This window comes from Methylobrevis albus (assembly GCF_015904235.1).
GTDB classification, from domain to species: Bacteria; Pseudomonadota; Alphaproteobacteria; order Rhizobiales; family Pleomorphomonadaceae; genus Methylobrevis_A; species Methylobrevis_A albus.
This window is the reverse complement of record NZ_JADZLT010000056.1, coordinates 253,544-277,536: the sequence shown is the minus strand read 5'-3', so window position 1 is coordinate 277,536 and position 23,993 is coordinate 253,544. Positions and strand designations below refer to the sequence as shown.

Annotated in this window: 21 protein-coding genes; 15 read left to right on the top strand and 6 right to left on the bottom strand. The window is 69.2% G+C overall.

Going from position 1 to position 23,993, the window contains the following annotated elements; genetic code table 11:
- Position 1: 1 nt before the first annotated feature.
- Positions 2–1,099: an HD-GYP domain-containing protein gene (locus I5731_RS18645; RefSeq protein ID WP_197312920.1), complete on the bottom strand. Its 1,098-nt coding sequence runs from the start codon at positions 1,097–1,099 to the stop codon at positions 2–4.
- Between the two features lie 390 nt (positions 1,100–1,489).
- On the bottom strand, positions 1,490–2,410 hold the full coding sequence (gcvA, locus tag I5731_RS18640; RefSeq protein ID WP_197312919.1) for a transcriptional regulator GcvA: 921 nt from the start codon (positions 2,408–2,410) through the stop codon (positions 1,490–1,492).
- Positions 2,411–2,603: 193 nt separating this feature from the next.
- Between gcvA and I5731_RS18635 the strand changes: the two genes are divergently transcribed.
- The 5 genes from I5731_RS18635 to I5731_RS18615 all read left to right on the top strand — a co-directional run bounded on the left by I5731_RS18635 (position 2,604) and on the right by I5731_RS18615 (position 8,537).
- A complete protein-coding gene (locus I5731_RS18635; protein WP_197312918.1) occupies positions 2,604–3,779 on the top strand; it encodes an aminotransferase class V-fold PLP-dependent enzyme in 1,176 nt (391 codons plus the stop codon).
- Positions 3,780–3,895: 116 nt separating this feature from the next.
- Positions 3,896–4,855 (top strand): HpcH/HpaI aldolase/citrate lyase family protein, encoded by a 960-nt coding sequence (locus I5731_RS18630; protein WP_197312917.1) that lies wholly within the window; start codon positions 3,896–3,898, stop codon positions 4,853–4,855.
- Between the two features lie 221 nt (positions 4,856–5,076).
- Positions 5,077–6,255: a malate--CoA ligase subunit beta gene (locus I5731_RS18625; RefSeq protein ID WP_197312916.1), complete on the top strand. Its 1,179-nt coding sequence runs from the start codon at positions 5,077–5,079 to the stop codon at positions 6,253–6,255.
- Between the two features lie 3 nt (positions 6,256–6,258).
- Complete coding sequence (gene sucD / locus I5731_RS18620) at positions 6,259–7,155, top strand: succinate--CoA ligase subunit alpha (protein ID WP_197312915.1); 897 nt, start codon at positions 6,259–6,261, stop codon at positions 7,153–7,155.
- 407 nt (positions 7,156–7,562) lie between these two features.
- Positions 7,563–8,537, top strand: coding sequence for a 2-hydroxyacid dehydrogenase (locus I5731_RS18615; protein ID WP_328839195.1), 975 nt, complete (start codon positions 7,563–7,565; stop codon positions 8,535–8,537).
- A 126-nt stretch (positions 8,538–8,663) separates the two neighbouring features.
- Here I5731_RS18615 and I5731_RS18610 read toward each other — a convergent pair whose 3' ends face one another.
- Positions 8,664–9,761: a hypothetical protein gene (locus tag I5731_RS18610; protein ID WP_197312913.1), complete on the bottom strand. Its 1,098-nt coding sequence runs from the start codon at positions 9,759–9,761 to the stop codon at positions 8,664–8,666.
- A 165-nt stretch (positions 9,762–9,926) separates the two neighbouring features.
- Between I5731_RS18610 and I5731_RS18605 the strand changes: the two genes are divergently transcribed.
- From I5731_RS18605 to I5731_RS18590, 4 genes are all read left to right on the top strand, one after another.
- Entirely contained in the window at positions 9,927–10,496 is a 570-nt protein-coding gene (locus tag I5731_RS18605; RefSeq protein ID WP_197312912.1) for a nitroreductase family protein, read from the top strand.
- Positions 10,496–11,098, top strand: a complete 603-nt coding sequence (locus I5731_RS18600) for a flavin reductase family protein (RefSeq protein ID WP_197312911.1) — start codon at positions 10,496–10,498, stop codon at positions 11,096–11,098. The genes I5731_RS18605 and I5731_RS18600 overlap by 1 nt, the downstream gene beginning before the upstream one ends.
- A gap of 143 nt (positions 11,099–11,241) precedes the next feature.
- Positions 11,242–12,399: a transglycosylase SLT domain-containing protein gene (locus I5731_RS18595; RefSeq protein WP_197312910.1), complete on the top strand. Its 1,158-nt coding sequence runs from the start codon at positions 11,242–11,244 to the stop codon at positions 12,397–12,399.
- A gap of 111 nt (positions 12,400–12,510) precedes the next feature.
- Complete coding sequence (locus I5731_RS18590) at positions 12,511–13,779, top strand: DUF2336 domain-containing protein (protein ID WP_197312909.1); 1,269 nt, start codon at positions 12,511–12,513, stop codon at positions 13,777–13,779.
- A gap of 236 nt (positions 13,780–14,015) precedes the next feature.
- Here I5731_RS18590 and I5731_RS18585 read toward each other — a convergent pair whose 3' ends face one another.
- From I5731_RS18585 to I5731_RS18575, 3 genes are all read right to left on the bottom strand, one after another.
- The gene (locus I5731_RS18585) at positions 14,016–14,540 is read right to left on the bottom strand and encodes an Hpt domain-containing protein (RefSeq protein WP_197312908.1); all 525 of its coding nucleotides are present in this window, start codon (positions 14,538–14,540) and stop codon (positions 14,016–14,018) included.
- Between the two features lie 101 nt (positions 14,541–14,641).
- Positions 14,642–15,430, bottom strand: coding sequence for an NAD kinase (locus tag I5731_RS18580; RefSeq protein ID WP_197312907.1), 789 nt, complete (start codon positions 15,428–15,430; stop codon positions 14,642–14,644).
- A 153-nt stretch (positions 15,431–15,583) separates the two neighbouring features.
- Complete coding sequence (locus tag I5731_RS18575; RefSeq protein WP_197312906.1) at positions 15,584–16,027, bottom strand: c-type cytochrome; 444 nt, start codon at positions 16,025–16,027, stop codon at positions 15,584–15,586.
- 492 nt (positions 16,028–16,519) lie between these two features.
- Between I5731_RS18575 and I5731_RS18570 the strand changes: the two genes are divergently transcribed.
- The 6 genes from I5731_RS18570 to glgA all read left to right on the top strand — a co-directional run bounded on the left by I5731_RS18570 (position 16,520) and on the right by glgA (position 23,992).
- Positions 16,520–17,524 (top strand): hypothetical protein, encoded by a 1,005-nt coding sequence (locus I5731_RS18570; protein WP_197312905.1) that lies wholly within the window; start codon positions 16,520–16,522, stop codon positions 17,522–17,524.
- A 161-nt stretch (positions 17,525–17,685) separates the two neighbouring features.
- The gene (locus I5731_RS18565) at positions 17,686–19,698 is read left to right on the top strand and encodes an acetyl-CoA carboxylase biotin carboxylase subunit (protein WP_197312904.1); all 2,013 of its coding nucleotides are present in this window, start codon (positions 17,686–17,688) and stop codon (positions 19,696–19,698) included.
- Between the two features lie 37 nt (positions 19,699–19,735).
- A complete protein-coding gene (locus I5731_RS18560; RefSeq protein ID WP_197312903.1) occupies positions 19,736–20,104 on the top strand; it encodes a DUF423 domain-containing protein in 369 nt (122 codons plus the stop codon).
- Between the two features lie 127 nt (positions 20,105–20,231).
- Positions 20,232–20,963 (top strand): L,D-transpeptidase, encoded by a 732-nt coding sequence (locus I5731_RS18555; RefSeq protein ID WP_197312902.1) that lies wholly within the window; start codon positions 20,232–20,234, stop codon positions 20,961–20,963.
- Between the two features lie 169 nt (positions 20,964–21,132).
- A complete protein-coding gene (gene glgC / locus I5731_RS18550) occupies positions 21,133–22,398 on the top strand; it encodes a glucose-1-phosphate adenylyltransferase (protein ID WP_197313117.1) in 1,266 nt (421 codons plus the stop codon).
- Between the two features lie 142 nt (positions 22,399–22,540).
- Entirely contained in the window at positions 22,541–23,992 is a 1,452-nt protein-coding gene (gene glgA, locus I5731_RS18545; RefSeq protein WP_197312901.1) for a glycogen synthase GlgA, read from the top strand.
- Position 23,993 lies beyond the last annotated feature (1 nt).

The window sequence follows — 23,993 nt, the reverse complement described above, 5'->3', positions numbered from 1 at the left end:
TTCAGTGCGAGGCGCGGGTGTTGAGGAGGTGGAGCGGGGCAGGGTCGGAGGCCGCCGTCGACGGCGGCCGGTCGGCGAGCGGCGCGACGATCGCCGCAATGGCGGGAAGCCGGGCTTCGAAGGCCGCCACGATCCGCGGATCGAACTGCGTGCCGGCATGGTCGTGGATGAACGCGGCGGCGGTGGCGATCGACCACGCCGCCTTGTACGGGCGCGGCGACACCAGCGCATCGAACACGTCGGCCACGGCGGCGATGCGGCCGGAGATCGGGATCTCCTCGCCGACGAGGCCGCTCGGATAGCCGCCGCCGTCCCAGCGCTCGTGATGGGTCAGCGCGAGCTCGTGCGCGAGCCGGATCAGCCGCGAGTCCGAATGGGCGAGGATGTCGGCGCCAATCGTGGTGTGGGTTTGCATCAGCGCCCGTTCCTCGGGCGTCAGCGTCCCCACCTTGCGCAGGATCGCATCGGGCACGGCAATCTTGCCGACGTCGTGCATCGGCGCCGCGAGGTAGAGGTCGCGGCAGAAGTCCGCCGGGTAGCCGAGTTCCATGACGATCTCGCGGCAGATCCGCGCCATGCGCAGCACATGCTCGCCGGTGTCGGTATCGCGGTATTCGGCGGCGCGCGACAGGCGCAGGATGATCTCTTCCTCGAGCTGCGCCATCTCGGCGGTCGCCTTGGTCACCTCGTCGGCGAGCCAGGCGGCGCGGTCGCGCAGCGCGTTCTGGGCGCGGCGCAGCTTGGCGAGATTGCGGATGCGGGTGCGCGCCTCGATGAAGTCGATCGGCTTGGTCAGGAAGTCGGTCGCGCCGACTTCGAGCGCCTCGTAGCAGACGGCGCGCTCGTCGGCTGTCGTCACCATGATGATGGGCACGTCCTCGTAGCCCGGCATGGCCCGGACCGCGCGGATCAGCTCGAGCCCGTCGAGGCCGGGCATCATGTAGTCGCAGATCAAGAGGTCGTGCTGGTCGGCGGCGAGCTGGTCGAGGGCGAGGCGTGGATCGGTCGAGGTCGCAACCGATTCAATGCCGGCCGCGGCGACGAGCTTGCCGAGCATGAAGGCGTTGGTTGCGTTGTCGTCGACGGCCAGAGCTTTCATCGTCCGTGTATCCGCCCTTGTTGCCGGATGGATACACGGTGGGATTTAAAGAGTATTTAATTGGGGGCCTATGTAGAAATGCCCACCGGGATGTATTGAAAACTTTAATCGTCGTGGTGAAGGGCGGTTAATATTTGGGCGCGCTGCCGGACCGTCGAAGCCCGGCCGGCGCGGGGGTAGGGCACGGGTCGGCCCGCAGCGCGTGCGGCAGACCGCAGGCCCGGCCAAGGGCGAAACAGCTTCAACGCCGCGGAACAAGCTGGGCCGCGCGATTGAAATCGCGGATTTCCGCGGTTCGGCAGCCATGAGACCGATGCACGGGAGAGCAGGGGCCGATACGGAGCGCTGCTGCGCCGCCAACGGATTGTCCACGGATTGGTGAACAATCACCTAGTTCGATCGACGCCCTTCGGCCTTGGCCTCGTCGCGCAGCCAGGCGCAGAAGGCTTCCGCGGCCGGCGAAAGATCGGTCGTCGACGGATAGACGAGATAGAACGCCTTCTCCGACGACAGCGCGATCTCGATCGGCCGCACGAGGTCGCCGCGGACGATGAAATCCTCCGCGAGCCGCTGGCCGCACAGCGCGATGCCTTCGCCGCGCAGCGCCGCCTGCAGCAGCACGAGATAGTTGTCATAGGCGATGGTGCGCCCGACCGGCCGGTTGGTCAGGTCGTGCGCGCGGAACCAGCTGTCCCAGGTCGTCCAGTTGTCGTCGAACTCGCCGAGGCTGAGCAGCGTCTCGTTCAGAAGGTCGCTGACGTTGCGCAGCTTCGGCCGTCCTTCGAGGTAGCGCGGCGCGCAGACCGGCCAGATCTCGTTGCCGAACAGGCGCTCCGACGAAAGCCCCAGCCAGTGGCCGAAGCCGTAGCGGATCGCGACGTCGATGCCGCTCGCGGTGAGGTCCGAGACCTGCGCGGAGGCGAGCAACCGGAGATCGATCTCCGGATGCTGGCCGCGGAACTTCGCGAGCCGCGCCACCAGCCAGTAGGACGCGAAGCTGACGCTGGTCGAGACGGTGAGTTCCCGCGGCCGGCGCTGGCGGCGGCGGATGTCGGCGCTGGTCGTCGCGATGTACTCGAGCCCCATCGTCACGGCGTGGCGCAGCCGCTCGCCGTCCTTGGTGAGTTGCAGGCCGCGCGCCTGGCGCACGAACAGGGAGGTGCCGAGATCCGCCTCCAGCGCCTGGATCTGCCGGCTGACGGCGGCCTGCGTCAGGCCCATCTCGCCGGCCGCGCGGGTGAAGTTGAGATGCCGGGCCGCCGCTTCGAAAATGACGAGACTGTTCACCGGGGGGAGGTTGCGCCGCAGCATTGCCATTACTCCACGTCATGGCTCGCCGCCATATTGCGTTGATTTGGAGTGGATCATCAAGTCGCACCATTGCGTGGGGTAAGGGCACTTGTCCGCAGGGGAGCCCGGGGCGTATCACCGGGGCACCGTTGATGCCTGTCCAAGACCTCTCGAGGGACAAGAAAATCTCGGGAAGCGAACAAGAGGGTCTCCCATGCGCTACCACACCGGCCTGTTCATTCCTGGCCCGACCAACATTCCCGACCAGGTCCGCCGTGCCCTGAACCTCCCGATGGAGGACATGCGCGCTCCCGACTTCCCGACGCTGACCCTGCCGCTGTTCGAAGACCTGAAGAAGGTCTTCAAGACCACCACCGGCCAGTGCTTCATCTACCCGGCGTCCGGCACCGGCGGCTGGGAGTCGGCGCTCACCAACACGCTGAACCCCGGCGACAAGGTGCTGATCTCGCGCTTCGGCCAGTTCTCGCTGCTCTGGGTCGACATGTGCGAGCGCCTCGGCCTCGAGGTCCAGATCGTCGATCGCCCCTGGGGTGAGGGCGTGCCGGTCGAGGAATTCGCCGACATCCTCGCCGCCGACAAGGAGCACAAGATCCGCGCGGTGCTCACCACGCACAACGAGACCGCCACCGGCGTCACCTCCGACATCGCCGGCGTCCGCAAGGCGCTCGACGCGTCCGACCACCCGGCGCTGCTGTTCGTCGACGGCGTGTCCTCGATCGCCTCGATCGACTTCCGCATGGACGAGTGGGGCGTCGACTGCGCCGTCTCCGGCTCGCAGAAGGGCTTCATGCTGCCGACCGGCCTCGCGATCATCTGCGTGAGCCAGAAGGCGCTGGAAGCCAACAAGACCGCGAAGATGCCGCGCTGCTTCCTGTCCTTCGAGGACATGATCCGCACCAACAAGGACGGCTACTTCCCCTACACCCCGGCGACCACGCTGCTGCGCGGCCTGCGCGCCTCGCTCGACCTGATCTTCGAGGAAGGCCTCGAGAACGTCTTCACCCGCCACCACCGGCTCGCCGAAGGCGTGCGCAAGGCGGTGACGGCGTGGGGCCTGACGGTCTGCGCCAAGGAGCCGAAGTGGCACTCCGACACGGTCAGCGCGATCTACGTTCCCGAGAACGTCGACAGCGCCCAGGTCGTGAAGCAGGCCTACAGCCGCTACGGCGTCTCTTTCGGCGTCGGCCTCAACAAGGTCGCCGGCAAGGTGTTCCGCATCGGCCACCTCGGCGCGCTGAACGAACTGATGCTGCTCGGCGCGCTTGGCGCGGCCGAGATGGCGCTGAATGATTGCGGCGCCGAGATCGAGTTCGGCTCGGGCGTCGCCGCGGCGCAGCAGTACTACGGCAGCCGCCGCAACGCGGCCTGAGCCGTCAGACGAAGCCCGTCATCAGCCGGCCCGCTCTTGCGGGCCGGTTCAAACCGCATCGAACGGATGAGGACGCTCCGGCCACCCGCCGAGATCGTCCCGAAAGGTCAGATCCCATGAGCTTCACCCAGTTCAAGCCCGTGAAGACGCGCGTGCAGCGCTCCGAGCTCGCCGTTCCCGGCTCCAACCCGGCGATGTTCGAGAAGGCGCTCAACTCCGACGTCGACTTCATCTTCCTCGACCTCGAGGACGCCGTCGCCCCGAACGACAAGGTCCAGGCGCGCGAGAACATCATCAAGGCGCTGCAGGAGCTTCCCTGGCGCGCCCGCGGCAAGACGATGTCGGTCCGCATCAACGGCCTCGACACCTACTGGATGTACCGCGACGTCGTCGACGTGGTGGAGCAGGCCGGCGAGTTCCTCGACACCATCCTGATCCCGAAGGTCGGCGTGCCGGCCGACGTCTACGTCGTCGAGATGATGGTCGCCCAGATCCGCGAGGCCAAGGGCCTCAAGAACGAGATCGGCCTCGAGGCGCTGATCGAGACCGCCCTCGGCATGGCCAACGTCGAGGCGATCGCCGCGGCGCGCAACCTCGAGGCGCTGCACTTCGGCGTCGCCGACTTTTCGGCTTCGCGCCGCTCGCGCACCGTCGTCATCGGCGGCCTCAATCCCGACTACCCGGGCGACCAGTGGCACGCCGCGATCGACCGCATGGTCACCGCCTGCCGGGCCTACGGCCTGCGCGCCATCGACGGCCCGTTCGGCGACTTCAACTCGCCGGAAGACTACGTCAAGGCCGCCAAGCGCGCCGCCGTGCTCGGCTGTGAAGGCAAGTGGGCGATCCACCCGAGCCAGATCGCGCTCGCCAACGACGTGTTCTCGCCGCCGCCCGCCGAAGTCGACCGCGCCCGCCGCATCATCCAGGCGCTGGCCGAAGCCGCCGCCCAGGGCAAGGGCGCAGCCTCGCTCGACGGCCGCATGATCGACGCCGCGTCGGAGCGCATGGCGCAGAACGTCGTCACCGTCGCCGACGCCATCGAGGCGAAGGGGAAGGCGGACCGTTCGGCGGCCTGAGGCGGCCGCGCCTCCCGGAGGAGGGGAGGCGACTGACAACATCCCTCCCCCTCGTGGGGAGGGTGGCCCGGCCGAAGGCCGGGTCGGGAGGGGTGCAGCGCCGCCGCATTTTGCGGAGAGGCCGCACCCCTCCCGGCTCGCTGCGCTCGCCACCCCCCCACGAGGGGGAGGGATTCGAGCCCGTCCAAGGCCCAATCAATCTGCCCGAGGAGGAGGCGACCATGGATATCCACGAGTACCAGGCCAAGGAAATCCTGGCCAAGTTCGGCGTGCCGATCCCGCGCGGCGGGCTCGCCTACAGCCCCGAGCAGGCGGCGTATCGCGCCCGGGAAATCGGCGGCAGCGTCTGGGTCGTGAAGGCCCAGGTGCACACCGGCGGCCGCGGCAAGGCCGGCGGCGTCAAGATCTGCAAGAGCGAGGACGACGTCGAGGCGGCCGCCGAAGGCATGCTCGGCCGGCGCCTCGTCACCAACCAGACCGGCCCCTCCGGCAAGGGCATCTTCCGCCTCTACGTCGAGGCCGGCTGCAAGATCGAGCGCGAGCTCTACCTCGGCTTTCTGCTCGACCGGAAGACCGAGCGCGTCGTCGTCGCGGCCTCGGCCGAAGGCGGCATGGACATCGAGGAGATCGCCGAGCACCGGCCGGAATCGCTGATCCGCATCTTCGTCGAGCCGGCCGTCGGCATGCAGGCCTTCCAGGCCCGCGAGCTCGCCTTCGCCCTCGGCCTCGACGCCAGCGTGCTGTCGGAAGCGGTGACGCTGATCCTCGGCTGCTACCGCGCCTTCCGCGACAACGACGCGACGATGCTGGAGGTCAACCCGCTGGTGCTGACCGGCGAGAACCACCTTCTCGCGCTCGACGCCAAGATGAGCTTCGACGACAACGCGCTGTTCCGTCATCCGCACATCTCGGAACTGCGCGACAAGAGCCAGGAAGACCCGCGCGAGACCCAGGCCGCCGACCGCGGTCTCTCCTACGTCGGCCTCGAGGGCGACGTCGGCTGCATCGTCAACGGCGCCGGCCTCGCCATGGCGACCATGGACATGATCAAGCTCGCCGGCGGCGAGCCCGCCAATTTCCTCGACATCGGCGGCGGCGCGACGCCTGAGCGCGTGGCGAAGGCATTCCGCCTCGTCACCCAGGACGACAACGTCAAGGCGGTGCTGGTCAACATCTTCGCCGGCATCAACCGCTGCGACTGGGTCGCCCAGGGCGTGGTGAAGGCGGTGGAACTCGCCGGGCTCGACCGTCCGCTGATCGTCCGCCTCGCCGGCACCAACGTCGAGGAAGGCCGTCGCATCATCGACGAGAGCGGCCTGCCCGTGATCACCGCCGTGACGCTCGCCGAAGCGGCCGAGAAGTCGGTCGCCGCCGCAAAGAACTACAAGCCGGGAGCCTGAGGAATGTCCGTTCTCATCAACAAGAACACGCCCGTCCTCGTGCAGGGCATCACCGGCAAGATCGGCGGTTTCCACGCGCAAGACATGATCCGCTACGGCACCCCCGTGGTCGGCGGCGTCACGCCCGGCAAGGGCGGCACCGAGATCTACGGCGTGCCGGTGTTCAACACCATGAAGGAAGCTGTCGAGACGACCAAGGCGCACGCCTCGATCGTCTTCGTGCCGCCGCCCTTCGCCGCCGACTCGATCATGGAAGCCGCCGACAGCGGCATCAAGGTCTGCGTCTGCATCACCGACGGCATCCCGGCCCAGGACATGATGCGCGTGAAGCGCTACATGCGCCGCTACAAGAAAGAGGACCGCATGCGGCTCCTCGGCCCGAACTGCGCCGGCGTCATCACGCCGGGCGAAAACCTGCTCGGCATCATGCCCGGCCACATCTACCTGAAGGGCCGCATCGGCATCGTCGGCCGTTCCGGCACCCTCGGCTACGAGGCGGCCTCGCAGATGAAGGACCTCGGCATCGGCGTCTCGACCTCGGTCGGCATCGGCGGCGACCCGATCAACGGCTCGTCCTTCAAGGACATCATGGAGCTGTTCAACGAGGATCCCGACACCGACGCGGTGGTGATGATCGGCGAGATCGGTGGCCCGCAGGAGGCGGAAGCCGGCGAGTACATCCAGAAGCACATGAAGAAGCCGGTCTGCGCCTACATCGCCGGCCTCTCGGCGCCGAAGGGCCGCCGCATGGGCCACGCCGGTGCGATCGTCTCGTCGTCGGGCGAAAGCGCGGCGGAGAAGGTCGAGATCCTGCGCGAGTGCGGGCTGACGATCGTCCCGACCCCCGCCGAGTTCGGCACCACCGTACAGGCCATGCTGGCGAAAGCCGCCGCGGCCTGAGGGGGGCGACGGGTCTCTGAGGGGCAGGGCGGTGGCCGGGGACACACTCGGCCAACCTCCACCCTCATCCTGAGGAGCATCGCATCGCGATGCGTCTCGAAGGACGAGGGTGGCCCCGGCGCCGGCCCGCCACCGGCAAGGCCCGGGCCGCCCCGTCCTTCGAGACGGCCCTCGCGGGCCTCCTCAGGATGAGGCGGGTCGGGGATTGCGGTCCTGGCGAGTGCCCGACGGCCGAGCAGCCCGAACTCGCGCCTCGACCGGCGACGACACAGGTTCGCGGGCCCCCGGCCGGCATCGACAGCCTGCCGCCCGCATCGTAACACCACCGCCTGCGCCGGCCGCGGCCGGTGTTCATGGAAAACCGCACCGGCAGCGCCGGTCGCCGCAAGCAAGCATGGGGAAACGCCGTGGCCACGAAACCGAAAGTCCTGATCACCCGCCGCTGGCCCGAGGCGGTCGAGGCCAAGCTCAAAGAGACCTACGACGTCACGCTCAACGAGAGCGACGTCCCGATGACGGTCGACGAGATCCGTCAGGCGCTGAACGACTATGACGCCGTCTGCCCGACCGTGTCCGACAAGGTCGACGCGGCCGCTCTCGCCGTCGAGGCGCCGCGCGCCAAGATCCTCGCGAGCTACGGCGTCGGCTACAGCCACATCGACACCGAGGCGGCGAAGAAGGCCGGGCTCGTCGTCACCAACACGCCGGAAGTGCTGTCGGGCTGCACCGCCGACCTCGCCATCACGCTGATGCTGATGGCGGCGCGCCGGGCGGGCGAGGGCGAGCGCGAAGTGCGTGCCGGCAAGTGGACCGGCTGGCGGCCGACCCACATGATCGGCACCAAGGTGTCGGGTGGCGTCTTCGGCGTGCTCGGCTTCGGCCGCATCGGCCGCGAGGCGGCGAAGCGCGCCCACTTCGGCTTCGGCATGAAGGTGATCTACTTCGACGCCTATCCGGTGAAGCCGGAACTCGCGGCGGAAACCGGGGCCGAGGCGCGCGATTCGATCGAGGCGGTGCTGGCCGAGGCGGACGTCGTCTCGCTGCACATGCCGGGTGGCAAGGAGAACTACCACCTGATCAGCACCGAGCGGCTGAAGCTGATGAAGCCGACCGCGATCCTCGTCAACACGGCCCGCGGTGAAGTCGTCGACGGCGTCGCGCTGGCCGCGGCGCTTGAAGCGGGCACGATCGCCGGCGCCGGCCTCGACGTGTTCGAGGGCGAGCCGAAGATCGTGCCGGAGCTGCTCGCCACCGAAAAGGCCGTGCTGCTGCCGCACCTCGGCTCGGCGACGCTCGCCACCCGCGAGGCGATGGGCTGGCGTGTGATGGACAACCTCGAAGCCTTCTTCAAGGGTGAGACGCCGAAAGACCGCGTGGCGTGACAGCGGCCGCGCGGGGCCGACCGCCCCGCGCCGGACGGCGCTCCGGAAACGACAAAAGCCCCGCGATCGTCAGGATCGCGGGGCTCTTTTCGTGTCGGCTTCGGAAGGAGGGCCGCAGCACGCGGACTAGCGCCCGTCGTCGTCCGAGTTGACGCCCTGCGAGGTGTCGATCGGGTTCTCCGTCAGCACCTCGACTTCGCCGTCGCGGCCGGATTCGACGTTGAAGTCGCGTGAGAACACGCGCTCGTTGTGCTTTGCAACCACGGTGTAATCGCCCGCCGCGAGCACGAAGGTCGGGAAGGCGCCGACGCCTTCCGAGACGATGTCGCCGCCGGGGGTGAGAATCGACCAGTGCGTGTCGGCGATCGCCTCGCCGCCTTCCTCGCCGACCAGCTTTAGCGTCACCTCGGCGGCCTTCTGGAACAGCTGCGCCTCGGTCAGCTTGCCGGCGCGCACGTCGATGTCGGCGCGTACGGTGGCGTTGACCGCGCCATAGCGGCTGACGACGTGATAGGTGCCGACCGGCAGCCGCACGATCTCGTCGGCGGCGATGTTCTCGGCCGCCACCTTGCGCTCGCCGAGTTGGTCGAACTCCATGAAATAAATGTCGAAGCGCACCTTGGCGGGATCGATCGGGTCGGTCTCGTCGGTGGCGGCGCTGAGCTTCAGGCCGCCGGCATTGAGCACGACCTGCTCGCGCTTCAGCCCCTTTTCCACATCGGTGCGTACCGTCGCGGAGGCGTAGCCGAAGTCGCAATGCACGAAGTAGGTACCGGGCTCGAGCTTGAAGTTGGCCGAACCGCCGGAGCCCGAAGCCGCGAGCACCAGCTTGCCGTCGGGGCCGGGCAGGCTGGAGAAGATGCGCCAGACGATGCCGGTCTTGATCTCCGGCCCGTCCTCGGTGAGCCGCGCCGATACGAGCAGGTCCGCTTCGCCCGGCAGGATCTCGCCGTCGAGCCCGGGCATCGCCGGCAGCGTCGAGGGGGCATAGGGCAGCACGCCGTCGGTCGGACCACCGGGCAGGCCGATGCCGGGCTCGAGACCGCCGGGTGCAAAGCCGCCTTCGCCGTCGAAGTTCTGCGCCGCCGCCGGGCCCTGGAGTGCAATCAGCAGCAGGCCGCCGATCGCTGCCGCCCCGGCCGCACGCCGGATCCCCGGCCGCCCGTCGCGGAGACGGCGGGTTGCGGCGATGGATGCGGCGGTGGAGAGGTGGTCGGAGGCCAAGGCGTGTTCGGTCCCACTCAGGAAGCGGTGAAGCCGTGATCGGCAAAGTTCGTGGCGAATTCAAGTCGCGGCCGGGGGCCCGCCCGCGGCGGCAGTCTGGCGCGGTCGGGCGAAAAGGTCCATATCAGCCGGCAGATTCCGTTCCTGCCGGTGGTTCCCCGCTCCATGCCCGATGCCCTCGACCTTCTCGCGACGCGCCGTACCATCTCGGCCGCCTTCCTCGCCGAGCCCGGCCCCGACCAGGCCACGCTGGATCAGCTCCTCACCATCGCGTCGCGCGTGCCCGACCACGGCAAGCTGACCCCGTGGCGCTTCATCGTCTATCGCGGCGATGCACGCGCCGCGGTCGGCGAGCGGCTGGCGGCCATCGTCGCGGCCCGCGATCCGGCGGCGACCGACGCGCGGCTCGCCGAGGAGCGGGGGCGCTTCAGCCGCGCGCCGCTGGTGATCGGCGTCGTCAGCCAGGCGGCCGAGCATGTGAAGATCCCGATCTGGGAGCAGCAGATGTCGGCCGCCGCCGCGGCGCAGAACCTGCTCGTCGCGGTGCACGCCGCCGGCTTCTCCGGCCAGTGGCTGACCGAGTGGTGCGCCTATGACGCGGAGGCGGCCGCGATGCTCGGCCTCGGCGACGGCGAGCGCTTCGTCGCCTTCATCCATGTCGGAACGCCCACCGTGCCGCCGCAGGACCGGCCGCGGCCGGCGCTTTCCGACATCGTCAGCGAATGGACCGCCTGATGTTCTACGCCCCCCGCACGGAGCCGCACGGCCTGCCGCACGATCCGTTCCTCGCGCTCGTCGCGCCGCGGCCGATCGGCTGGATCTCGACGCTGTCGGCGGACGGCGTGCGCAACCTCGCGCCCTACAGCTACTTCGCCGCCTTCTCGACCCGGCCCTATGTCGTGGGCTTCTCGAGCTCCGGCCGCAAGGACAGCCTCGTCAATGTCGAGGCGACCGGCGAGTTCGTCTTCAATCTCGCCGTCTACGATCTCCGCGAGGCGATGAATGCCTCCTCGGCCGGCGTCGGTCCCGAGGTCGACGAGTTCACCCTTGCGGGTCTCACCTCGGTGCCCGGCCGCGTCGTGCGCGCCCCGCGCGTCGTCGAGACGCCCGTCGCGCTCGAATGCGTCCACACCCAGACCGTTCCGATCCTCGGCAAGGCCGGCGGCGAGGCGAAGAACTGGCTGGTGCTGGGCGAGGTGGTCGGCATCCACATCGCCGACGAGGTGCTGACGAACGGCCACGTCGACATCACCCGCCTGCGCCCGCTCGCCCGACTCGGCTACCGCGACTACGCCAGCATCGACACCATTTTCGAGATGGACCGCCCGCGCGCCTGACCACGGCGCGCGGCCTCCGGCGGGCGAAGACCGGCGGAAACTTGGGGGAAGTAGGCAATATTTGCCGGTCATTCCGCCAAATTAACCACTCGTTAACCACGTCGCGCCGATCGTCCTCTCATGAATTGGGGCTGGAGGCGCCGATGAAACCCGTGTTCCACGATCTCTATTCCGGCGGAACCACGAAGACGACGATCGCGAAGGCGGACCGGGTCGGCAATGCCGACGTGTCGAGCCGCATCGCCCAGGCCTTCGATGCGGCGAGCGCGTCGACGGGCACGTCGTTCGACTATCTGGTGAAGACCGCGCAGCGCGAGTCGTCGATGAACCCGTCGGCGCAGGCGAAGACGTCGACGGCGACCGGCCTGTTCCAGTTCATCGAGAGCACCTGGCTCGAGACGATGAAGCTGTCGGGCGAGGAACTCGGCCTCGGCCAGTATGCCGCCGCGATCTCGGTCGACGCCAACGGCCGCTACAACGTCGCGGACCCCGCGCAGCGCAAGGAGATCCTCGCGCTGCGCAAGGATCCCGAGATCTCCTCGATGATGGCCGGGGCGCTGACGCGCCGCAACGCGGAACTGCTCGACCACAAGATCGGTCGCCAGCCGAGCGACGGCGAACTCTACATCGCCCATTTCCTCGGGGCAGGCGGCGCTTCGAAGCTGATCCGCCTCTCCGAGGCCGATCCGAACGCGACCGCCGCCACCGCTTTCCCGCGGCAGGCCGCGGCGAACCGGCCGATCTTCTATAACCGCGACGGCACCCCCCGCAGCGTCTCCGAGGTCTACGACCGCCTGGTGCGCGACCACGAGGCGCCGACCCGGACCATGCTCGCCAACGCCCCCGGCGTCGGCGCGGAGACCACGACGGCCTTCGCCGACCCCGCGAAGGCGGTCTCGACCGGCGACCGCGTCGCCGCCGGCTGGCGCGCCTCCGACCCGGACGCCGCCTTCGACGCGCTGTTCCGCAACGACGGCGCCGGCAAGCCGCTCGCCTCCGCCTTCTGGAAGGGCTTTGCCGCCACCCCCGGCCTGTTCGCCGTGGCGGTCGCGGAGGATGCGGCAGCCTCGGCCGCGGCCACGGCGGCCGCGACGCCGGCCGTCGCCCCGGTGAGCCCGGTGATGTCCATCGACCCGGTCACGGCGCGCATCGCGGCGGCCGAGCAGGTGGCAAGCGGCGCCGGTGATTCGCCCTCGATCGCAGCGCTCGCCGCCCGGATGCAGCAGCAGAGTGGCGGCCCGCTCGACCTCGGCAGCTTCCTGCTGCCGACCGCCTGGGGCGACGACCGCGAAGACGGCTGAGCGGCTCCAACGTGGTGAATGCCGCGTTGCCGAACGTGGTGAACTCCTCGTTAAGGGAGTCATGCGATCTTCGATCCGTAAGTTCGACTGAGCGTACGGGGCGGTCGCCACATGGTGGTCAGGCAATACCTGAAATGGATGGAGCAGGCGCCCGCAGGGCGCCGCGCCGAAGCCGTCGATCCTCTGGTCCGGGCCTATTTCATCGCCGATGTCTCCGAACGGGAGCGCGAGGCGATGGAGGCCGCGATGACCATCCTGCTCGACGACCCGTCGCCCGACGTCCGCCGCGCCCTCGCGCAGTCGCTCGCCCGGCACGAGGATGCCCCGCGCCATCTGATCATCGCCCTGACGCAGGACCGGCCCGAGGTCGCGGCCCCCGTGCTGGCCCGGTCGCCGGTGCTGCTCGATGCCGAGCTCGTCGATGCGGTGGCGACCGGCACCGACATGCTGCAGCAGGCGATCGCCAGCCGCCCCGTCGTCTCGCCGCCGGTGTCGGCGGCCATCGTCGAGGTCGCGGGTCCGGAGGCGATCGCAGAGCTGCTGCGCAATGCCGCCGCCCGTCTCGGCCTGCACAGCTTCCAGCGCCTCGCCGAACGCTTCGGCGACGACGCCGAGATCCGCACCTTGATGTTCGCCCGCGTCGACCTGCCGATCGTCGTCCGCCAGGCGCTGATCCGGCGCATGTCGGAACGCCTCGGCGAGCACGCCGCACGCGACAGCTGGATGCCGCCGCGCCGCATCGAGGCGCTGGTGCGCGACGCCTGCGACAAGGCCACCTGCTGCCTCGTCGCCGGGGCAGGGGAGGCCGACCGCATCGCGCTGGTCGAGCATCTGCGCGGCACCGGGCAACTGACGACGTCGCTGCTGGTGCGCGTCATGTGTGCAGGCCACATGCACTTCTTCGAGGCGGCGCTGTCGAGCCTCGCCGCCATGCCGGCGCCGCGCGTCTATTCGATCCTCGCCGAGGGCCGCGAGAGCAGCCTGCGCGCGCTGTTCGCCCGCGCCGGCCTGCCGGAGCGCTCGCACCCGGCCTTCATCGCTGCGCTCGACGTCTGGCGCGACCTCGACTTCGACGGCCGTCCCGGCGACCAGTACCGCTTCTCGCGCCGCATGATCGAGCGCATCCTGACGCGCTACGAGGACTTCACCCGCTCCGACCTCGACGACCTGCTCACCATGCTGCGCCGCCTCGCCGCGGAAGCCGCGCGCGAGGCCGCCCGCGGCTTCGTCGAGGAATACGTCCGCACGCCGGAAACCCCGGCCGTCACCGCCCGCGAGGGGCTGGGGGACGACGCCGAGGATGCCGACGACGGGTACGCCGGCGACGACATGGATGATGGGGTGTTCGAGGACGGGCGCCCCGAGGCCGTCGCGGCCTGACCAAACGCACGGTTGTACGGCAGGGCCAGCGGCAGGGATCGGCGTACCCGGCCTCGCCCTTCGAGACAGCCGCTGCGCGGCTTCCTCAGGATGAGGCCTCCGGGATTTTATCGCTTTCTTTCAATCGCTTATCCTTTTCCCTCATCCTGAGGAAGCCGTGTAGCGGCTCTCTCGAAGGGCGAGGGAAAAGCCGAGGCGCCGGCGGGACGCTCGAAATCCGGCGGCGCGTGGGAGCGTCAGCTCCGCGGCGCGACCGAGGCGATGAAGCCGCGCGTCACCCGGCTGAGTTCGCCGACGAGCTGCGTCGCGACCGGATCGTCCTCGTTGCGCACGTCCTCGCGCACCATCGCCTTCAGCCCCGCGACATGCTGCTCGATCAGCACGGCCGGGACCGCGCCCGGATCGGCGGGTTCGTCGAGCAGAGCACAGAGGCTGCCGGCGAGCACGCCGACGAGCGGGAAGCCGAGCGTCGCCGCCTGGCCCTTGATGTCGTGCGCGGCGCGGAACAGGCCGGCGCGGGCGGTGTCGTCGGCGATACCGGCGGCGCGCAGCCGCTTCCACGCCTCGTCGATGGTGGTGAGTTCCTCGTCCATCCAGCCGCGGAAATGGCCGGACATCTTCTGCAGGGCGGCTTCGGCGCGGGCGACGGGGTCGTCGGCCGCCGAGCGCATCGGCAACTCGCGGCATTTCTTGCGCAGATCGACCTGCGCGACGATGCGCTCGCCGTCGGAACTCTCGAGATGCTGCCGCTGTGCCATCATGCCGCCGCGGCCATGCCGCGCCCCCCGGTCCACCTTGACGAGGAACTGTCGCACCACAGGCTTAACGGCCCGCTAATGCACGGGAAAAGCCCGGTAGGAACCTAGTAGCGAAACTGTTCGTTAAGGATCCGCTCTTCCCAGTTGTGATCGCGGTCGAACAGAATCAGGCTCTTCTGCTTCGGATCTTCGCGCACCACCACCTTCACCACCGAGCGGATCTCGGTGTGGTCGGCGACCGCGCTGACCGGCCGCTTCTCGGCCTCCAGCACGTCGAGCTGCACCTCGCAGCGGTCGGGCAGCAGCGCGCCGCGCCAGCGACGCGGCCGGAACGGGCTGATCGGGGTGAGGGCGAGCAGCGGCGCGTAGATCGGCAGGATCGGGCCGTGCGCGGATAGATTATAGGCGGTCGAGCCGGCCGGCGTCGCGACCAGCACGCCGTCGCAGATCAGCTCGTCGAGGCGAACCTTGCCGTCGATGGTGATCTTCAGCTTGGCGGCCTGGAAGGTCTGGCGCAGCAGCGAGACCTCGTTGATCGCCTTCGCCTGGTGCACGACGCCGGCGGCGTCGGTCGCCACCATGATCAGCGGATGCACGGCGGTGATCGCCGACATAGAGAGGCGCTCGCGCAGGCCCTCGAAGCGGAAGTCGTTCATCAGGAAGCCGACGGAGCCGCGGTGCATGCCGTAGATGGGCTTGCCGCTGTTCATGAAGCGATGCAGCGCCTGCAGCATCAGCCCGTCACCGCCGAGCGCCACGATCGCGGTGGCATTGTCGGGCTCGACGTCGCCATAGAGTTCGACCAGCCGGCGCCGCGCCGCCTCGGCATCCTCGGTCTGGCTCGCGACGAAGGCGATGCGTTCGGCGCGATGCGGCTTGCCCTCAGCGATCATCGATCCCCAGCCCGTCCTCAGCCCGTTCCGGCGCCCGGTCGGCGCCGGCGCAACCATGGCCGAAGCGACGGCGGAAGGCAAAGCGGCATTGCAGTGCACAGCGCCCGGCGCGGGGCGCCGGACGCGGGTGCGGTCAGGGGAGGCGCTCGCCGGTCAGGGCTTGCGGAAATCCTCGTGACAGGCCTTGCAGTTCGCGGCCGCCGCGGCGAACAGCGGCTTGAACGCGTCGAGCCCGCCGCCGGCGCCTTCGGCCGCCGCGGCCGCCTCGGTCGAGAGCTTCTCGCCGATGGCGTCGAACTCGGCCTTGCGCTCCCAGATCACCGGCAGCGCCTCGGTGTCGCCGCCGGTCTTCGAATCCTCCGGGAACAGCGTGATGAAGTCGGCCGAGTTCTTCGAGATGACGGCCATCGCCGCACCGGCCGCGGCGCCGTCGTAGGCGACTTTGCCCTGCATCATCGGCCCGACGATCTTCATCTGGTCGCCGACCTGCTTCATCAGCTGCTGGCGCTGGGCGATCGGGTCGCCCTGGGCGAGGGCGCCGGTGGCGAAGGTGGCGGCGGCGGTGATCGCGGCGATGACGAGGCAGGTGCGTTTCATGCGTCACTCTCGGGTTGGCGCCACGACGGGCGGCGGCAGGCAGATTGGAACCGTCTCAATCTGCCATGACGCCGGCAAGACGCGACACCCGCCGCCGCTTCACGTTGCCGTGACGCAACCACTTGCGGAAACACCGGAATCCATGTGGCGCAACGGCCGGGGAGGCGCGCCGGCGCGACAGAATTTCACGCCGCCTCCCAGCGTCGTGACGGCCGCAACCGACTAGTGTATGATGCATTCCGTCATATCGAGTTCGCCGCGCGGCTGCGGACTCCGACCCCCTCCCTCCTGCGGTCGCAGTAATCTCCCTGCTGCGACCGTCTTTTTTGGCGGAAATGCCGCTGTGACGCGGGGCGATCAGCCCAGCCGGTCGCCCCAGAACGCTCTTCCTGCGGCCGTCAACCTTTTCTTTACCTTGCCTCTTAAGCGAATACTCGGCTTTCCCCGGTAGCGTTTCGCCCTGAAAAGAACGCTTCAGGGAGCAACCAGCCGATGCCGCATGTCGCAATGCCCGCGGCCCTCGCCGCCATGACGACCGCCGGAACCCTCCGCGCGGACGACGTCGCCGTGATCCGCAAGACCGTCTACGGCGACGGCGCGATCGGGCCGGACGAGGCGGGCTGGCTGTTCGCCCTCGAAGCCGGCGTCGCCGACCGCGACCCCGCCTTCGACCAGCTCTTCTGCGAAGCGATCACGGACTATCTCGTCTGGCAGGCCGCACCCGAGGGCTACGTCAGCGAGGAGAACGCCGACTGGCTCATCGCCCGCATCGGCCAGGACGGCATCGTCGGCACCTGCAGCGAACTCGAACTACTGATCCGCGTGCTGGAAGCGGCCCGCTCGGCGCCGGCGCGGCTTTCGGCCTATGCGCTGGCCCAGGTCAAGGCCGCCGTCGTCGACGGCACCGGCCCGCTCGCCTCCGGTCATCTCGAGCCCGGCGTCATCGGCCGCGCCGAAGTCGAGCTGATCCGCCGCATCCTCTACGCCTTCGCCGGCGACGCCGCGATCGGCGTCAGCCGCGAGGAAGCCGAGGTCCTGTTCGACCTCAACGACCGCACCCGCGAGGCGGACAACCACCCGGCCTGGTCTGACCTCTTCGTCAAGGCGGTCGCCAACTTCCTGATGGCCGCCCGCGGCTACACCCCGCCGCCGCGCGCCGAGGCGCTGCGCCGCGAAGCCTGGGTCGATTCGGAGACGCCGGGCGTCGCCGGGGTGTTTTCAGGGATGATGTCGGGCCTGCTCAGCGACGGGCTGAAAGGCATCTGGCGCAGCTACACCCAGCCGGACGAGAGCATCGTCGCTGCCCGCAACACCGCCTTCGAGGCCGATGTCCGCGCCAGCGAAACGCTGACCGCCGACGAGGTGCGCTGGCTTGCCGACCGCATCGGCCGCGACGGCGTGATCCACGAGAACGAGCGCGCCCTGATCGCCTTCCTGCGCGAGGAAAGCCCGGACATTCATCCGTCGCTGCAGACGCTGATCGACACCGCCGCCTGAACGGCGCCGCCACCGGCCGGGCCGCCGCGCCCGGCCGGCACACCTGCCCGACGTGCGGCTTTATGCGCGCCGTCTAGAACTTCCGCATCGGTTGCCGCGCCCAGTCCTTCTCCGTACAACCGCAGGCGAAGTGACACATAAGACGGGGCAGGGCGGCGTTCATGTTCTCCAAGATCCTGATTGCGAACCGCGGCGAGATCGCCTGCCGGGTCATCCGCACTGCGCGCAAGATGGGCATCAAGACCGTCGCGGTCTTCTCCGACGCCGACCGCGATGCGCTGCATGTGGAAATGGCCGACGAGGCCGTGCACATCGGCCCGCCGCAGGCCGCGCAGTCCTATCTTCTGATCGACCGCATCGTCGCCGCCTGCAAGCAGACCGGCGCCGAGGCGGTGCATCCCGGCTACGGCTTCCTCTCCGAGCGCGCGGCCTTCCCGCGGGCGCTCGAAGCCGAGGGCATCGTCTTCATCGGCCCGAACCCGGCCGCGATCGACGCCATGGGCGACAAGATCGAATCGAAGAAGTTCGCGGCCGCCGCCAAGGTCTCGACCGTGCCCGGCAATCTCGACGTCATCGAGAGCATCGACGAGGCGGTGCGGATCTCCGACGAGATCGGCTATCCCGTCATGATGAAGGCCTCCGCCGGCGGCGGCGGCAAGGGCATGCGCATCGCCTGGAACGCCAGCGAGGTCGCCGAAGGCTTCGCGCGCGCCAAGTCCGAGGCGGCGTCGTCGTTCGGCGACGACCGCATGTTCATCGAGAAGTTCATCGTCAATCCGCGCCACATCGAGATCCAGCTGCTCGGCGACAAGCACGGCAACGTCGTCTATCTCGGCGAGCGCGAGTGCTCGATCCAGCGCCGCAATCAGAAGGTCATCGAGGAAGCCCCGTCGCCGCTGCTCGACGAGGCGACCCGCAAGGCGATGGGCGAGCAGTCGGTCGCGCTCGCCAAGGCCGTCGGCTACGACAGCGCCGGCACGGTGGAGTTCGTCGCCGGCCAGGACCGCTCGTTCTTCTTCCTCGAGATGAACACCCGCCTGCAGGTGGAGCATCCCGTCACCGAGCTGATCACCGGCATCGACCTCGTCGAGCAGATGATCCGCGTCGCCGCCGGCGAGAAGCTCTCGATCACCCAGGCCGACGTGAAGCTCGACGGCTGGGCGGTGGAAAGCCGCGTCTACGCCGAGGATCCCTTCCGCAGCTTCCTGCCCTCCACCGGCCGCCTCGTCTCCTACAAGCCGCCGCAGGAGGGCACCGAGGACGGGATCACGGTGCGCAACGACACCGGTGTCGTCGAGGGCTCCGAGATCTCGATGTTCTACGACCCGATGATCGCCAAGCTCGTCACCCATGCGCCGACTCGCATCGAGGCGATCGACGCGCAGGCGAAGGCGCTCGACAGCTTCATCATCGACGGCATCCAGCCGAACATCCCGTTCCTCACCGCGCTGATGCAGCACCCGCGCTGGCGCGAAGGCCGGCTCTCCACCGGCTTCATCGCCGAGGAATTCCCCGACGGCTTCACCGGCCGCGAACCCGACGCGAAGGCGCGCCGCGTGCTCGCCACCGCGGCGCTGGCGATGGAGCTCGTGCGGCGCGAACGGCTGGACGGCCTCGAGGGTCGGCTGCGCCCGGCGTCCGGCCGCTGGCGCGACGCCTGGGTGGTGCGCCTCGGCCGCGAGCAGATCGAGGTCAAGGTTCCGGAAGGCTTTGCCGCGGTGCCGCTCGAGATCGACGTCTCGATCGGCGGCGAGCGCCCGGTCACCGTCCGCTCCGACTGGCGCCCCGGCGAGCCGCTCTGGCACGGCCGCATCGGCGGCGAGGAGGTCGCCGTCCAGGTGCGCGCCGCCACCGCCGGCGCCCGTCTCGCCTGGTCCGGCGTCGAGCTCTACGCCCGGGTGATGACGCCCGAGATCGCCGCCCTCGACGCACTGATGCCGGTCAAGCTGCCGCCGGACATGTCGAAGTACCTGCTCTGCCCGATGCCCGGCCTCGTCGTCTCGATCGCCGTCGCGGAAGGGCAGGAGGTCAAGGCCGGCGAGACGCTCGCCGTGGTCGAGGCGATGAAGATGGAGAACGTGCTGCGCGCCGAGCGCGACGGCACCATCGGCTCGATCAAGGCGAAGGCCGGCGACAGCCTCGCCGTCGACGCGGTGATCCTCGAGTTCGCCTGACCGCTCTCTGAGCCCGCATCCTCCCGGGAACCTTCCGATGCCGAGCCCGTCCCTCGTCGACCGGCTGCTCTTCGCCGCCGCCGGCCTCGCCGGTGCGGCGGGGGTCGCGGCATCCGCCGCCGGCGCCCATCTCGACGCCAGCGGACGGCTGACGACGGCCGGCGGCATGCTGCTCGTCCATGCCGCGGCACTCGCCGCCCTCGGCGCCGCGTCGGTCCTGCACGATCCCCTGCGCCGGCTCGCCGGCACGGTGCTCGTCGTCGGCGTGACGCTGTTCTCCGGCGACCTCGCGCTGCGGGTTCTCGCCGGCACGCCGCTGTTCCCGATGGCCGCGCCGGGCGGCGGCATGGCGCTGATCGCGGGTTGGATCTTGGTGACGATTTCGGCTTTGATCGGCCGCAAGTAGCCGATCGGTAAGCGGAAAGTGACCGCCACACTTCCGCCTTGCTGCGGATCGGCCGGGAACTTTCGGCCCGCTTCGATCATTATGGCCCCGAATGCGACAGGGGTTCGCATCGAGAGGGGCTCGCCGCATGACCATCCTGAAGCCGTCGTCTTCCACCGCCGGGCGCCTCAGCCGCCGGGCGTTCGTCGCCGCTTTGCCGGTGGGTCTGGCCGCCTGTTCGGGCAGCTACTCGCGGCTCGCCGGCTTTGACGGCGGATATGGCGCCCCGCGGGCGCGGATCAGCAATTCCGGCCGGATCGACCCCTACTATCTCTCGATGTACGGCCCGAAGCTCGACGAGCCGTTCCCGCTCCCGGCGATCGACATCCGCCGGATCGACCCCGTCTACTGGCGTCAGCAGGTGTCCTACACCTCCGCCTATGCCCCCGGCACCATCGTCGTCGATCCCTACAACCGCTTCCTCTACCTCACCGAGACCGGCGGCAGCGCGCTGCGCTACGGCGTCGGCGTCGGCCGCGACGGCTTCGGTTGGTCGGGCCGGGCGGTGATCAAGCGCAAACAGGAATGGCCGACCTGGTATCCGCCGAAGGAGATGATCGCGCGCGATCCGCGCGCCGCCCCCTTCGCCAACGGCCAGCCGCCGGGGCTCGACAACGCGCTCGGCGCGCGCGCCCTCTACCTCTACCAGGGCGACGTCGACACGCTCTACCGCCTGCACGGCACCACCGAGCCGTGGAGCATCGGCCAGGCGATGTCGAGCGGCTGCGTCCGGATGCTCAACCAGGACGTCGTCGATCTCTACAGCCGCGTTCCGATCGGGACCGAGGTCGTCGTGCTCGGGTCGGACGGCGTCGCGTAAGACACGACGGAACGGGCGGCTGCGGCAGGCGAGACAAACCGCCGCAGACGCGCCATAGTACGTTGAATCAGGGGGAAAATACCGCGGCGGCGGCAGCTGCGCGGACCAAGAAATCGGGCCGTCGCCCGCTCCCCCGGTGGCGAACGGACCTTGAGGGAGAAACGGCATGATGGCGTCGAAGCGAGACCAGCGCAGGCTCGGGCGGAATGCAATGGCCTTCGTGCTGGCGGGCGGTCGCGGCTCGCGGCTGAAGGAACTCACCGATCCGCGTGCCAAGCCCGCGGTTTACTTCGGCGGCAAGAGCCGCATCATCGATTTCGCGCTCTCCAATGCCATGAACTCCGGCATCCGCCGCATCTCGGTCGCGACCCAGTACAAGGCGCACAGCCTGATCCGCCATCTGCAGCGCGGCTGGAATTTCTTCCGCGAGGAGCGCAACGAGAGCTTCGACATCCTCCCCGCGTCGCAGCGCGTCGCCGAGGACAAGTGGTACGTCGGCACCGCCGATGCCGTGACCCAGAACATGGACATCGTTGAGAGCTACGCGCCGGACTACATCGTCATCCTCGCTGGCGACCACGTCTACAAGATGGACTACGAGGTCATGCTCGAGGAGCATGTTCTCTCGGGCGCCGACGTCACCGTCGGCTGCATCGACGTGCCGCGCATGGAGGCGGTCGCCTTCGGCGTCATGCATGTCGACGAGAACGACCGCATTATCGATTTCATCGAGAAGCCCGCAGATCCGCCCTCCATTCCCGGCCAGCCCGATCTCGCGCTCGCCTCGATGGGCATCTACGTCTTCGAGACCTCGCTGCTGTTCGACTTGCTGCGCCGCGACGCCGAAGACCCGGATTCCGCGCATGATTTCGGCAAGGACATCATCCCGTACCTCGTCAAGCACGGGAAGGCGGTCGCCCATCGCTTCACCAACTCCTGCGTCCGGTCCACGTCGGAATCGTCCGCGTACTGGCGCGACGTCGGTACGGTCGAGGCGTTCTGGGAGGCGAACATCGACCTCACCGACTTCGTGCCCGAGCTCGATCTCTACGACCGCAGCTGGCCGATCTGGACCTATGGCGAGATCGTGCCGCCGGCGAAGTTCGTCCATGACGAGGACGGCCGGCGCGGCTCGGCGACCTCATCTCTGGTGTCGGGCGCCTGCATCATCTCCGGTTCGCGCATCGACAAGTCGCTGCTGTTCACCGGCGTACACGCGCACTCCTTCTCCGAGGTCGAGCACGGGGTGGTGCTGCCTTACGTCACCATCAACCGCGGGGCGCGGCTGCGGAAAGTCGTGATCGACCGCGGCGTGGTGATCCCGCCCGGCCTCATCGTCGGCGAGGACCCGGAGGAGGACGCCCGGCGCTTCCGGCGCACCGACAACGGCATCTGCCTGATCACCCAACCGATGATCGACCGCCTCGAGCTTTGACGGCGCGGCGAGACCGGCCTTGACCGCGGCGCCGCGGCGTGGAACCGCTCTGGAGTGCGTTCCACCAGCGCCGCGGGCCTGCCGGATCCCGCTGCGGCTCTGGCCGGGCTGACCGTCGCTGGACCTGAAGGAGAAGTGCCGCGTGCGCGTGCTGTTCGTCGCCTCCGAATGTTATCCTCTGGTGAAGACGGGCGGTCTCGCCGATGTCGTAGGTGCATTGCCGCTGGCGTTGAAGCTGCTCGGCTGCGACGTCCGTGTGCTGCTGCCCGGATATCCGTCGGTGCTGGCCGGCCTGCACGACGTCACCGTCGCCGACACGCGCGAAGAGCTCTTCGGCGGCCCGGTCCAGCTGCTGCACGGCCAGACCGTCGACGGGCTCGACGTCTTCGCGCTCGAGGCGGCGCATCTCTACGATCGGCCGGGCAATCCCTATCTCGGCGGCGACGGGCGCGACTGGCCCGACAACCCGCGCCGCTTCGCCGCCCTCTGCCGCATCGGCGCCGACATCGGCCTCGGCGCGGCGGGCGGCTGGGTGCCCGACATTGTGCACGGCCACGACTGGCAGGCCGGCCTGACGTCGGCCTATCTGGTGGCGGCGGGCGAGACGCGGCCCGCCACGGTCTTCACCATCCACAACATCGCCTACCAGGGCCTTTGCGGCCTCCACGCCTATGGCGGCTTCGGCCTGCCGGCGTCGTTCTTCGGCCATTCCGGGCTGGAGTACTACGGCCAGACCTCGTTCCTGAAGGCCGGCCTCGTCTTCTCCGACCATCTCACCACCGTCAGCCCGACCTATGCGCGCGAGCTGCGCACCTCGGAGTTCGGTCTCGGCCTCGAGGGCGTGCTCAACGAACGCGCGGGCGTGCTCAGCGGCATCCTCAACGGCATCGATCTCGACGTCTGGAACCCCGAGACCGACACCCAGATCGCCGAGACCTATTCGGCGAGCAAGCTGCAGCGCAAGGCGGCGAGCAAGGCGAAAGCGCAGGCGATGCTCGGTCTCGCGCCCGATCCCAAGGCGCTGCTGTTCTGTGTCGTCAGCCGGATGACGCCGCAGAAGGGCCTCGACCTGCTGCTGCCGCTGATCGGCGACATCGTCGCGCGCGGCGGCCAGCTCGCGGTGCTCGGCTCCGGAGACATCGGCCTCGAACGCGCGTTCACCGAGGCGGCGCGCAACTGGCCCGGCCGCGTCGGCGTTTACCTCGGCTACAACGAGGAAGCGTCGCACCTGCTGCAGGCCGGCGCCGACGCGATCGTTATCCCGTCGCGCTTCGAGCCCTGCGGCCTCACCCAGCTCTATGGCCTGCGCTATGGCACGGTCCCGATCGTCGCCCGCACCGGCGGCCTCGCCGACACGGTGATCGACGCCAACGACGCCGCGATCCAGGCGGGTGTCGCGACCGGCCTGCAGTTTGCGCCGGTGACGGCGGCCGGACTCGGCTTTGCTTTGGAGCGGGCGTTCGATCTCTTCGCCGACCGTGAGAGCTGGCGCCGGATCCAGCGGCGCGGCATGGGCCACCCGGTCGGGTGGGAACTGTCCGCGGCGCGCTACGTCGAGCTCTACCGCTCGCTGCTCGGTAGCGACGGCGCCTGAG

Excerpts from the sequence above, each read along its gene's own strand:
- I5731_RS18645 (WP_197312920.1), bottom strand. The coding sequence starts at position 1,099 with ATGAAAGCTCTGGCCGTCGACGACAACGCAACCAACGCCTTCATGCTC.
- gcvA (WP_197312919.1), bottom strand. The coding sequence starts at position 2,410 with ATGCTGCGGCGCAACCTCCCCCCGGTGAACAGTCTCGTCATTTTCGAA.
- I5731_RS18635 (WP_197312918.1), top strand. The coding sequence starts at position 2,604 with ATGCGCTACCACACCGGCCTGTTCATTCCTGGCCCGACCAACATTCCC.
- I5731_RS18630 (WP_197312917.1), top strand. The coding sequence starts at position 3,896 with ATGAGCTTCACCCAGTTCAAGCCCGTGAAGACGCGCGTGCAGCGCTCC.
- I5731_RS18625 (WP_197312916.1), top strand. The coding sequence starts at position 5,077 with ATGGATATCCACGAGTACCAGGCCAAGGAAATCCTGGCCAAGTTCGGC.
- sucD (WP_197312915.1), top strand. The coding sequence starts at position 6,259 with ATGTCCGTTCTCATCAACAAGAACACGCCCGTCCTCGTGCAGGGCATC.
- I5731_RS18605 (WP_197312912.1), top strand. The coding sequence starts at position 9,927 with ATGCCCGATGCCCTCGACCTTCTCGCGACGCGCCGTACCATCTCGGCC.
- I5731_RS18600 (WP_197312911.1), top strand. The coding sequence starts at position 10,496 with ATGTTCTACGCCCCCCGCACGGAGCCGCACGGCCTGCCGCACGATCCG.
- I5731_RS18595 (WP_197312910.1), top strand. The coding sequence starts at position 11,242 with ATGAAACCCGTGTTCCACGATCTCTATTCCGGCGGAACCACGAAGACG.
- I5731_RS18590 (WP_197312909.1), top strand. The coding sequence starts at position 12,511 with ATGGTGGTCAGGCAATACCTGAAATGGATGGAGCAGGCGCCCGCAGGG.
- I5731_RS18585 (WP_197312908.1), bottom strand. The coding sequence starts at position 14,540 with ATGATGGCACAGCGGCAGCATCTCGAGAGTTCCGACGGCGAGCGCATC.
- I5731_RS18580 (WP_197312907.1), bottom strand. The coding sequence starts at position 15,430 with ATGATCGCTGAGGGCAAGCCGCATCGCGCCGAACGCATCGCCTTCGTC.
- I5731_RS18575 (WP_197312906.1), bottom strand. The coding sequence starts at position 16,027 with ATGAAACGCACCTGCCTCGTCATCGCCGCGATCACCGCCGCCGCCACC.
- I5731_RS18570 (WP_197312905.1), top strand. The coding sequence starts at position 16,520 with ATGCCGCATGTCGCAATGCCCGCGGCCCTCGCCGCCATGACGACCGCC.
- I5731_RS18565 (WP_197312904.1), top strand. The coding sequence starts at position 17,686 with ATGTTCTCCAAGATCCTGATTGCGAACCGCGGCGAGATCGCCTGCCGG.
- I5731_RS18560 (WP_197312903.1), top strand. The coding sequence starts at position 19,736 with ATGCCGAGCCCGTCCCTCGTCGACCGGCTGCTCTTCGCCGCCGCCGGC.
- I5731_RS18555 (WP_197312902.1), top strand. The coding sequence starts at position 20,232 with ATGACCATCCTGAAGCCGTCGTCTTCCACCGCCGGGCGCCTCAGCCGC.
- glgC (WP_197313117.1), top strand. The coding sequence starts at position 21,133 with ATGGCGTCGAAGCGAGACCAGCGCAGGCTCGGGCGGAATGCAATGGCC.